The organism is Pseudomonas sp. 910_23 (assembly GCF_052850795.1).
This window is the reverse complement of sequence record NZ_VXCZ01000022.1, coordinates 110010-120475: the sequence shown is the minus strand read 5'-3', so window position 1 is coordinate 120475 and position 10466 is coordinate 110010. Positions and strand designations below refer to the sequence as shown.

Sequence of the window (10466 nt, the reverse complement as noted above, 5' to 3'; positions counted from 1 at the left end):
GATGCCGCTGGGGCCGATGGTCCGATGAAGCGGCGCGCCGACTGGGCTGCCATCCCGAGCCAGGGCTTGCAGTTCCACCTGGGTGTTGCCGATGGGTACGAACCGGGTACTTTCAAACAGATGCACCAGGGTCAACCCACCCTGGGCTTTGCATTGAGCGACGGTACGGCTGGGTTTGTCGGAAGAAGCCGGCGCGACCAGTGCGACGTCTTCCCCAACCTTGAACACCTGCTCCACGGCAAGTGCCGAACCACCCAACAGGCTGTCGGCCCATGCGTCGAACGTGTTCAGGCAGGTACGAAAATCCGCTAGAACGCGAGTGACATCCGGCGCCTTGGGATCCATGGGGGCCAGCACAAAGCCAGCGATCACCGGAATCAAGAGCCAGCCCTGTCAACCAGGGCTCTAACGAAAACAACCATCTGCAATCCCTCGCACTGTTTGATCAGGCGAGGGACTTTGCAGAGGTTCTTGGGTAAAAGAAGTCGGCGTTATTCGCGGAGATGGCGAGGAAGTTTCGCCTAAACTTCAGGTAAACCGAGGCTTGGTGGTAGGAATCGGATTACAGGTGGAACAGTCTTACAGCTTCAACTGCCCAATCGCCTTGCTCAACTCACCCGCCAACGTCGCCAGTTCATTGCTGGTGGTCGCCGACGACACGGTCTGCTGTACAGTGTTTTCGGTGACATCGCGAATACTCACCACGGCGCGGTTCATCTCTTCGGCCACATGGCTTTGCTGTTCGGCGGCGACGGCGATCTGAGTATTGCTTTCGCGCATCTGCGCCACGGCACCGGTGATTTGCGCCAGTGCGGCGCCAGCTTCCTGGGCTTGTTGTACGCAGTCGTCGGCCTTGAATGAGCTTTCCTGCATAAAGTCCACCGCATCGCGAGTACCGGCTTGCAATGCCGAGACCATGCGGGTGATTTCGTCGGTAGAGCTTTGCACGCGCTTGGCCAGGTTGCGAACTTCGTCGGCAACCACCGCGAAACCTCGGCCCATTTCCCCGGCGCGGGCGGCTTCGATGGCGGCGTTGAGGGCGAGCAGGTTGGTCTGTTCGGCGATGCTGTGGATCACCCCGACCACGCCGTTGATCTGTTGGCTGTCCTGGGCCAGTTTCTGGATCATTTCGGCGGTCTGTTGTACGCCGTTGGACAGCCCGGCGATTGAACGCTGTACGCGGATGACCACCTCCTGGCCGCTGCCGGCGAGGGTGTCGGCGGTCTGGGACAGGTCGCGGGTAGCGCCGGCGTGCTGGGCGATATGGTGGACGGTGGCGGTCATCTCATTGATGGCGGTGGCGGCCTGGTCGGTTTCGCTCTGCTGGCCGAGCATACCGTGCTGCACCTCGTTCATGCTGCTGGCCAGGCGTGCGGCGCCGTCATCCAGTTGCCGGGCGGTGCGTGCCACGGTGTTGACCACGCGCTGGTAGCCGGCCTGCATGGCGTTGAATGCACTGGCCATCTGGCCGACTTCGTCCTTGCAGGCCAAGGGCACGCGTGCCGACAGGTCGCCGGTTTTCTCGACGTGCAGCATCACGTCCTTGAGGGTGTTGAGTTGGCTGAGCAGGAAGCGGATCAACAGTTGTGAGGCGCCGAGCATGGCCAGCATCAGGATTGCCACGGCGACGGCATAGTTGGCGAAGCGCTCGCTGAACACTTGGCCAAGGCTGGGTGCGTAGGCGAGGACGGCGACGTGTTGACCGTCAACGCGATCGATCACCTCGGCGCCTATCAGTGGGTTTTTGCCCAACAGCGGCATGTGATTGAGTTCGACCCAGCCGCTGGCAGTACTCAAGGCTGGAAGAGGCTGGTCGCCCAATTGTGGGATTTGCCCCTGGGCATAGGCCAGCCATTGCTCGCCGGTGGGCAGGGCTTTGTCGGCTGGCCAGGCGCTGAGCAACCGCCCCTGAGCCTGGGCCGAAGCCTGGGATGCCTGGCTGCGTGCCTGTTGCTCAAGCTGTACCGCGTACAGCACCAGCAGCAGGGTGGTAATGAAGGCGACCGCATTGACGGCCCAGAATTTGTACTTAAGCGAGATATTGCTAAGCCAGGCACCCATGGAAGGTTTTCTCTGATAGCGGAAACAGTATTGGCAAGGTGCCATTATTGTGCCGCTACTCAGAAAAGCGTTTTTGACATGCGTCAATGCACGGCATCAATCCACATCAGGTAAGCCGAAAAAACGGCGGGCGCAGGCGGTGCTGTGCAATGCCAGGTCTTCGAGGGTTTCATGACGGTGCAAGGCCACTTCGCGCAGGACTTCGGGCAAGTATGCCGGTTCATTGCGACCGTTTTTTGGCTTGGGGCGCAGGGTGCGCGGCAGCAGGTACGGCGCGTCGCTTTCCAGCATCAGGCGGCCCCTGGGAATTTCCCTGACCAGCGGATGCAGGTGCGTCCCACGGCGTTCGTCGCAGATCCAGCCGGTGATGCCGATATGCAAGTCCAGGTCCAGGTAGCTGAACAGCGCCGCTTGTTCACCGGTGAAGCAGTGCACCACGGCGGCGGGCAGGTGGTCGCGGTAGTCTTTGAGGATCTCCAGCAGGCGCTGGTTGGCGTCGCGCTCGTGGAGAAACACCGGCAGTTTCAGCTCGACGGCCAGGGCCAGGTGGTGTTCGAGGACTTTTTCCTGCTGGGGGCGAGGGGAGAAGTCGCGGTTGAAATCCAGCCCGCACTCGCCCACGGCACGCACCCGACTTTCTCCCAACAGGCTACGCAGGCGCTGTGCACTGTCGCCGTTCCAGTCGCTGGCAGAGTGAGGGTGGATGCCAGCGGTACTGAACAAGCGCTGGCCGCTTTCATCAAGTTTTGCACACAGCTCCAGGGCCTGTTCACTGCCCTCGATGCTGGTGCCGGTGAGCACCAATTGCTGCACGCCAGCGGCGTAGGCGCGTTCGAGGACAGCCTGGTGCCTCTCGTCGAAACTGGGGTTGGTCAGGTTGACGCCGATATCAATGAGTTGCATGGTGCTATCTCCGCCTGCGGCCGGAAAGCATATCAGAGCTGTAGATTTATAAGAAAAACCAAGAACTACAACGCGTTATCGCTGTCTTTGAACGTCGCAAGCGACATTGTGGTTGGCCAGTTGCCTGTCACTGTGTCGCCGTTGCGCGCCTTGCCAGCGCATAGAGCGCTCTGTTTCTGACCTCCAGCACTTTGTTATTCGCGAAGGCGCTGGCCAGTATTCTTTCCGGAGAGCGGATGATCCGACCCTCGGCGTTGCTTATGTTGTGCCTGACGTTGCTACTGCCCATGGCGGCGGTCGCACGTCTGGACGGGCCGTTGGAAGTCACCAAGCCTGGCAAGGTGCGTGACCTGGCGCAAATTCGTTCCAGTCGCACCCTGCGCGTACTGGTCAACCAGAGCCGCAACAGCTCCGGTGAAGTGCAGGGCCAGGCCATCGGCGTCGAATACCATCGGTTGCGTGCCTTCGAACAGTACCTCAACGGTCACGCCCGCGATGGCCAGGAAATCAACCTCAAGATCATCCCCAAGGCCAAGGACCAGTTACTCGGCGCGTTGGCCCGTGGCGAAGGCGACCTGGTGGCGCCCGGCGAGTTGCTGGATGTGAAGGCCATACACAAAATCAGCGCCAGCGAGCCGATTGTCAGCGATGTGCCGTTGTGGCTGGTCGGCGTCAAGGGAGAGCGACGATTTACCAAGTTGGAGCAATTATCTGGTCGCACGTTGACGCTGACCACCGGCAGTGCGGCGGCGGATGCCATCAGTCAGGTCAATCAGAAACTGGCGCTGCACAAACGAGCGCCGGTGAAGGTGGAGTGGGTTGACCCTAGCCTGGCGGTAGAGGATGTACTGGAGATGGTGCAGGCCGGGATTTTTCACCTGACGATCGTTGAAAAACCGATTGCCGAGCGCTGGTCGAAAATCCTGCCCAAGCTGCGCTTTGACAAGCAGGTGGTAATCAGCGAACCGGGTGACGAGTTCTGGTTCGTGCGCCAGGACGCTTCGATGCTGCGCGCCAGCATTGACCGATTTCTCAAGACCTATCGAACCCCTGCCGATCAGGATGTGGCGTTCCAGCGTATCTACCGACGCCTCTATCAGGTGCGCAACCCGCTGGCGCGCGCCGACCGTCAGCGTCTGGAAAAACTGCGCCCGGTCCTGCAAAAGCATGCGCGCGAGCAAGGGATGGACTGGCTGAACCTGGCGGCGTTGGCGTTCAAGGAGTCCTCCCTGGACCCAGGCGCACGCAATAGCGGCGGCCCGACCGGCCTGATGCAAATCACGCCTTCGGCGGCGCAACGGGTGGGGGTCAACAACATCGAGAGTCTCGATAGCAATGTGCAAGCTGGCGCACGTTACCTGGCGTTGATCCGGCGTAAATTTTTCTCCAGCCCCAAGCTCAACGAGCGCGAGCGCATGGCTTTTGTGCTGGCGGCCTACAACATGGGCCCGGAGCGGGTCCAGGGGATGCGCACCGAGGCCAAGCGCCGCGGGCTGAACCCCAATCAATGGTTCTTCCAGGTTGAACGCATCGCCATGGAGCAGGTGGGGATGGGCGGCGTCAGCTATGTTAATAGCGTCAACAAGTATTACTTGGCGTTCGACCGGGAGCGAGAGTCCCTGGAGCCGCCTGCAGCAAAAATTGCCTTACGCAAATAATCAAATTTATCGATATTAATTAGGCAATATTTGCGCTTTTGTCATTGTTTAAACTGATTAATATAGCGGCCAACCAACCCCTACCTGGAAAAGGATTTACTTAAATGAGCCCAATGATTACACGCGTCCTGTCCACCCGCGCCGGTTACGGCCTGACTATCCTGCGCATCTTCGTCGGCATCATCTTTGCCGCTCACGGTTCGCAAAAACTGTTCGGCTGGTTTGGCGGCGGCGGCCTGGCGGGTACTGCCCAATTCATGGAAAGCCTCGGCCTGACGCCGGGTACCCTGATGGCAGTGTTGTCGGGCGGTACCGAGTTTTTCGCCGGCCTGGCCCTGATCATTGGTTTGCTCGCTCGCCCGGCAGCATTGGGCCTGACCTTCCTCACGCTGGTTGCGATCTTCTCGGTGCATATCCATAACGGCTTGTTCATGGCCAACAACGGGTATGAATTTGCTTTGGCTTTGCTCGGCGGGGCGCTGGCGGTATTGCTCGAAGGTGCGGGCAAACTGTCGGTTGATCGCGCCATCACTGACTGATCTGTTTGCATGTCCCGGAAAAGGCCCGCATCTGCGGGCCTTTTCGTTGCTCGGGATTCTTGACACTGCCCCACCGGCTTCTCTAGGATGCTGTTCATGCGCCGATTTAAACAGCTAATTGCGGGGCGCCACTGGGACTCAATGCAGCCCGACAGAAGTCCGTATCCTCACCCAGGGCGCTCTTCGAAATACCGCTAAAGCGCTGGTTCGGTGTTGCCTCTCACCTGCCCGCAGACTTTTGAGGCAGAGACACGACACGATGAATGCACCACGCCCTCTCATACGCCTGGCCCCGATTACCGCGGACCTGACTCAACGCAATCCGAAAATCCTCCTGGGTGGTAAACACCAGCCGACGCTCCTGCGTTATCTGGACGGCTGGCCACGCCGTAGCGGTCGGCCCTCGGCGTTCCTGATCCAGTTTGTCGAGGACGGCGAATCCCTGGCTCGTTTTGCCAGCAACAGTTTCGACCTTGCAGTGATCCAGGCGCCCAATGCCGGCGACGCCCATGAAGTGATTCACCAACTGACGCGTATTGCCCGCCAGGGGTTGATTGCGCGGCGTTGAGCCGTCAGTCATAGGCCGCTGGCGCGGCTGATCGGCGTCGACGTTGGTGGAGGGAAAGTCCCCAGGCAATCAGGCATAACAGTAACGGCATCGTGGCGATCATCAGCCCTTTAAGGTATCGCTCGAAACGCTGCAAGGGCGCGTATGCCTGGGCTTTGAGTGCATGCAACTCGATGGGCAATTGCAGGCGTTCCTTGTTGAGTGCCTGCAACTGGGTGTTGGTATCCACGGCCTGTGTGACCAGGCTTGCGTGCCCTGGATTCAGCCTTTGCCATGCTTGCTCTGTGAGTTCTTGTCGTCGCTCCAGTTCAACCGCACTTTTGCGATAAGCCTGTGCGGCTTCTTCGCGCATGTGTTCGAGCCTGTGCAGTGGCTGGGTGATGACGCGCGGTCGGATGCGCCTGAGTATCTCCGGAACTGCCAGGTTATCCAGGGTATTCAATACAAATTGCGCATTACCGTTGGGCTGAGCGTTGCTGACAGCGTCCGCGAGCATGTCAGTGTCGGCCACGACCACCACCTGGATCTGCTCGGCATGTTGCATCCCCGGTGGTTGGCCCTTGAGGCCGTCGGGAAATACCGAATAAGCGGGGCCCTCGACACGGGCGGCAATCACGTGGCGCTCTCCTGTCGTGGCGGTTTCATCGATGAGTGAGTCGAACGTGGTCGCAGAAGCAAAGCGCCCTGCATCCAGCAGTGCGGACTGCCGGGAGCTCTGTAGCAAGGGGGTCCGCAGCGTACGATTTTTGTTGGACAGGGAGAGGGCGCCGCTGCTGGACACGGTCACGGCATCCAGGTTCCAGGTGCTCAGGTCTGTCGGGTTCATTGCCTGCCGTGGAAGTTCCAGCCTGGCTGGGTGCAGTACCTTTGGCATTCCGGGGCCGGGCGTAGCCGATGAGGCGTAAATATTATCGACCAACAGCTTGTCCGCAGGCATTTGTATACCCCATGCAGTGAGCAGCGCATCCAGCCTGGCGTTGGTCGTTATGGCTTGCGCAGCTATCTCGCTCACCGGGTCGATAAAGGCCATCAGCGTTGCGCCTCTCATTACCGCTTGCTCAATGGCATACAGAGCCTGCTCGGGCAGGGCACCGGGCTGTACGACCATCAATGTACTTATCGATGACGGCACTTGAGCGATGGTCGATGCCAGTTCCACCACGTTGAATTGTTCGCGCATCTGTTCCAGTAGTTCGCCGGCAGGTTCATGTAGCGCCAGTCCCGACAGCAGGCCGATAGTGGGACGTTCAGGGTGCATGAGTTTGTGGAGCAGGTGGCTGATTTCATATTCAAGCAATGACTCATGCTCAGGACTGAACAGGTCAATGCGTTGCGCGCTATGGCCGGCACGGGTGCCAATAAGGCCTAGGAATCCTTGCGTGTCATCCAGGCCAAACAAACCGGCTTTGTAAGCGTCTTCTGAAAAAGGCGTTGGATTGATGACATGTAGATTGATCATGCCGTTGGCCGCTTTTTCGACTTCCTTGAGCATGTCTTCAACGCGACGGCCGTAACGACTCACTGCCTGGCTCCGTTGAGGGGCATTGATCGCATTGAAGTAATACAGGTCCAGTGGGGTTTCAAGTGTTGTCAGCAGTTGGCGCGTTGATGACGATAAGGTATGGATTTGTGTGTGTGAAAAGTCCCAGCGGATATTGGGTAGTTTCGGTACCCAGACCAGATTGAAGGCCAGAAACAGTAGCGATATGACAAGTAAGGTCATACCCGCACGAAGAGCGGATCCCATCAGTGGCTTTCCTTCTCAGCTGTTCTTGTAGTTGAGTGTGATGGTCGTCGCAAAGAGAAAAGCCAGGATCATACTTATAAAGTAAAAGCCGTCATGCAGTGTCAGTTTGCCGTTATCCATCGTGCTAAAGCGAGCAATAGGGTCAAGGGACATCAGGCTGTCGATAATCCAAATGGGTGTCTGGCTATCAAGTGCATCCAGCATTGAGGAAAGCGCGCTGGCAATCAGCAATAAGCCCAGTGTGAGCAGGAAAATAATGATGCGTTGCTTGGCAAGTACACAGATGAAGCAGCCCACCGAGAGATAACTTCCGGCCAACAACCAACTGGCCAGGAATTGTGACGCGATAACGGCATTATCCGGTGTGCCCAAATAGTTGACCGCGATCACCAAAGGGAAATTAAACATTAAGGCAATGGCGCAGACGGTCCAGGCTGCCATGAATTTTCCGACCACCTGTTCAGTGGCGGTGACAGGCAAGGATTTCAGCGTGTCGCAAAAGCTGCTGTTGTATTCATCCGACCACAACTGCGTCGATAAAATGGGGACCAACAATAGATAAAGCCAGGGGTGCAGTTCGAAGAAAGCCTGCAAATCGCTGCTGTTTCGCTCCATCCATTGCTGGGTGTCCAATCCCAATGTCGCACACAGCACGAGGAAAACCGCCACACTCAGGTAAGTGCTTGGTGAGCAGGCATAACTGGCGAGTTGACGCTTGAAAATAACAGGTAGCAGTCTCAAGCAGGTATCTCCTGGCTCAGATGGTGAACGACATCGCCCAGGCGACCCGGCTCCAGGCTCAAAGACGTTATGTTCCAGCCGCGATGTGCGATAAGCGCGTTAATCGAGGGGAAGATGGAGTGCCCGGGCATGGCCAGGACAGTCACCTTGCCCTGTGCATGTCGGTCCTCCTCGATGCCCGCGACACCGGGTAATACGGCAAGTGCGAGTAAATCCAAGGGGCTGTCTGATGCCAGGGTCACCGCCTGGAAATGCCGGGAACTGCGCTGCAGATCCGCCAGCGAAGCATCGGCGGCCAGGCGGCCACCGGCGATGACCAGGGCACGGGTGCACATGTCCGTCAGTTCGTGGTAGTGGCGGGAGGCGATAACGACCGTCATGTCCTCGGTCAGGGACTTGATGAGTGCGCTGAACTTGAGCCGTTGATCAGGGCATAGCCCTTGCGTGGGTTCATCGAGCAGGAGCAGGCTTGGGGAGTGGACTAAAGCCTGGGCCAATGCAACCCTGCGCTTCAAATCAGGGGGCAGTATGTCGGCGGGGCAGTCGAGCACGGGCATCAGGTCCAGCCGTGCGGCTACCTGCTCTACCTGGCTGCGCTTTTCCAGGCCCCTCAAACCACGAATGGCCGCAATAAAATTAAGCATGTTTTTGACGGACATTCTATGGTGGGTGAGTCCGCCTTGAAGTTGATAGCCAATGGCTTTTTTGGCTTGAAGTGAATGAGTTTGGGTATTGAACCCCAGAATATTGATTTGCCCAGAAGTCGGTTTGATCGTACCGGCGATCAAGTTCAATAAGGTCGTTTTCCCTGCGCCACTTTCTCCCAGCAGGCCCACGCATTCCTGATGCTGCGCACTGAAGGAGATGTTGGTAATTGCGCTTGTTCTGCCCAGCTGTTTTGTTAAGTTGCTTATCTCGATCATGTCGTTACCGAATAAGTGTTCGGGGCGTGTGCGAAGCGGCGCTGTATAGGGAAGGGCCTTAAAAAGAGTACGTTCATTAGTTGTGGTTGGGAACGCACGGCGCGACTTATAAGAAGAATCCTACGTTCGGCTCGATAATTCGCTGAAACAATTGTTTTGTTTGGAGGGCTTATTAATGTTCGGATGTTTATCTGATGTTTATATAAGGTTTTCTCTTTTGTAACGAGGCCTGATCGCCATGATGCTTCTACGTACTCTTGTTCTTGAGCGCAGCGATGCGCAGGCACCTGTAAACGGTGCGTTGCTCTGTGGGTTTGCTGTCGCCCAAACGGCTTCGAACTTTCTTGTGTATAGCCTCGATGAAGAAGCCGAACCTGGTCATTCCAGGGTCTACATCGCGGTTCTGCGTAAAAAGCTTGAACGCTACTTCCTGGGCGGCGTTGATTCGAAGGAGGATTTGCAGGTGGCGATGCAGGTCTTCAAGCAGGTTCTGACGCAGGCGGCTGCACCTGGCTCCAAGGCGATTCCGGCTGCCGAGCCCCAGGTTCCGTTCCATTTCATTGACCTGAAGGGGTGCAGGTTGCCGCCTGCCCGACCCGAGGATCACCACTCGGTGATCATCAAGAAAGCATTGGTGATGAAGGTGATTACCTTGGGCATGTCAGCCCCTGCGTTGCCTGCCATCGAAAGTAGTACGGTGATCGTGCCGTCGATCCGCTTCTCATCGCAAATGGTTGCACCGCCACGCAACCCAACCCCACCCAGGATTGCGCCACAGCCTGTGGTTGAAGATATCGTGGAAGAACCGGTGCCATCGTTTGTGCAGATGCCGCAGGCGCCCGCTGAGGCAGTTAAGGTGCCTTTTCAGGTTGAACAGCCTGAAGTCCCACCGTTTGAGGAGCCTGCGCCGCTGGAGCAAGAGTCTTTGCTTGAGATGGACAGCACCCTGAGCAATCTCGCCAAGGTCGCTCAGGAGCTGACGCAAAAAAAACGCGCTGTCCTCGAAAAGGAAGAGCAACTTGAGCAGTGGCAGATGCGGCTGCAAGAGCAGCAAAGCCAATTGGACGAAAAACACCGAGAGCTGGAGCAGCGTCATACTCAATTGCAGGATCAGCAATCAGAGGTCAACCAAAAGGCGGAAAAGCTGGCGATGATGATGTCGCAGCTGTCAGGAGTGCGCCAGCATCTGCACGGGACGCTCTTTGGCCTGGATCAGGTCCTGGATGGCCAGGGATAAGCCGATGGGCTCGCCGCCCAGGTTCATTTATCATCACCCCCAGCCAGCCAACGCCAGGGCATGATGCCTGGCGTATTTGGCACCATTGG

10 protein-coding genes are annotated in these 10466 nt (G+C 57.7%); 4 read left to right on the top strand and 6 right to left on the bottom strand.

Going from position 1 to position 10466, the window contains the following annotated elements; translation table 11 throughout:
* From FW800_RS23570 to FW800_RS23560, 3 genes are all read right to left on the bottom strand, one after another.
* Positions 1–381, bottom strand: a 381-nt coding sequence (locus FW800_RS23570; RefSeq protein WP_446438560.1) for a hypothetical protein, incomplete at its 3' end; no start/stop codon positions are given.
* A gap of 198 nt (positions 382–579) precedes the next feature.
* The gene (locus FW800_RS23565; RefSeq protein ID WP_032877149.1) at positions 580–2061 is read right to left on the bottom strand and encodes a methyl-accepting chemotaxis protein; all 1482 of its coding nucleotides are present in this window, start codon (positions 2059–2061) and stop codon (positions 580–582) included.
* Positions 2062–2157: 96 nt separating this feature from the next.
* The gene (locus FW800_RS23560; protein ID WP_032877148.1) at positions 2158–2964 is read right to left on the bottom strand and encodes a TatD family hydrolase; all 807 of its coding nucleotides are present in this window, start codon (positions 2962–2964) and stop codon (positions 2158–2160) included.
* Between the two features lie 236 nt (positions 2965–3200).
* On the opposite strand from FW800_RS23560, the gene FW800_RS23555 reads away from it, so the two are divergent.
* From FW800_RS23555 to FW800_RS23545, 3 genes are all read left to right on the top strand, one after another.
* Positions 3201–4622 carry a transglycosylase SLT domain-containing protein gene (locus FW800_RS23555; protein ID WP_032877147.1) on the top strand — a complete coding sequence of 474 codons (1422 nt, stop codon included), beginning with the start codon at positions 3201–3203 and terminating at the stop codon, positions 4620–4622.
* Between the two features lie 104 nt (positions 4623–4726).
* Positions 4727–5161: a DoxX family protein gene (locus tag FW800_RS23550; protein ID WP_032877146.1), complete on the top strand. Its 435-nt coding sequence runs from the start codon at positions 4727–4729 to the stop codon at positions 5159–5161.
* Positions 5162–5420: 259 nt separating this feature from the next.
* Entirely contained in the window at positions 5421–5729 is a 309-nt protein-coding gene (locus FW800_RS23545) for a hypothetical protein (RefSeq protein WP_032877145.1), read from the top strand.
* A gap of 4 nt (positions 5730–5733) precedes the next feature.
* Here FW800_RS23545 and FW800_RS23540 read toward each other — a convergent pair whose 3' ends face one another.
* From FW800_RS23540 to FW800_RS23530, 3 genes are read right to left on the bottom strand one after another with little or no spacing between them, the layout of a single operon-like run.
* On the bottom strand, positions 5734–7476 hold the full coding sequence (locus FW800_RS23540; RefSeq protein WP_446438559.1) for a Gldg family protein: 1743 nt from the start codon (positions 7474–7476) through the stop codon (positions 5734–5736).
* 15 nt (positions 7477–7491) lie between these two features.
* Entirely contained in the window at positions 7492–8217 is a 726-nt protein-coding gene (locus FW800_RS23535; RefSeq protein WP_103735052.1) for an ABC transporter permease, read from the bottom strand.
* Positions 8214–9140, bottom strand: a complete 927-nt coding sequence (locus FW800_RS23530; RefSeq protein ID WP_446438558.1) for an ABC transporter ATP-binding protein — start codon at positions 9138–9140, stop codon at positions 8214–8216. Before FW800_RS23530 ends, FW800_RS23535 begins: the two co-directional genes overlap by 4 nt.
* A 238-nt stretch (positions 9141–9378) precedes the next feature.
* Here FW800_RS23530 and FW800_RS23525 point away from each other — a divergent pair, with 238 nt between their 5' ends.
* Positions 9379–10377 carry a hypothetical protein gene (locus FW800_RS23525; RefSeq protein WP_078820694.1) on the top strand — a complete coding sequence of 333 codons (999 nt, stop codon included), beginning with the start codon at positions 9379–9381 and terminating at the stop codon, positions 10375–10377.
* The last annotated feature ends 89 nt before the right edge of the window (positions 10378–10466 follow it).

Coding starts and splice junctions, on each gene's coding strand:
- FW800_RS23565 (WP_032877149.1), bottom strand. CDS start 2,061: ATGGGTGCCTGGCTTAGCAATATCTCGCTTAAGTACAAATTCTGGGCC.
- FW800_RS23560 (WP_032877148.1), bottom strand. CDS start 2,964: ATGCAACTCATTGATATCGGCGTCAACCTGACCAACCCCAGTTTCGAC.
- FW800_RS23555 (WP_032877147.1), top strand. CDS start 3,201: ATGATCCGACCCTCGGCGTTGCTTATGTTGTGCCTGACGTTGCTACTG.
- FW800_RS23550 (WP_032877146.1), top strand. CDS start 4,727: ATGAGCCCAATGATTACACGCGTCCTGTCCACCCGCGCCGGTTACGGC.
- FW800_RS23545 (WP_032877145.1), top strand. CDS start 5,421: ATGAATGCACCACGCCCTCTCATACGCCTGGCCCCGATTACCGCGGAC.
- FW800_RS23540 (WP_446438559.1), bottom strand. CDS start 7,476: ATGGGATCCGCTCTTCGTGCGGGTATGACCTTACTTGTCATATCGCTA.
- FW800_RS23530 (WP_446438558.1), bottom strand. CDS start 9,140: ATGATCGAGATAAGCAACTTAACAAAACAGCTGGGCAGAACAAGCGCA.
- FW800_RS23525 (WP_078820694.1), top strand. CDS start 9,379: ATGATGCTTCTACGTACTCTTGTTCTTGAGCGCAGCGATGCGCAGGCA.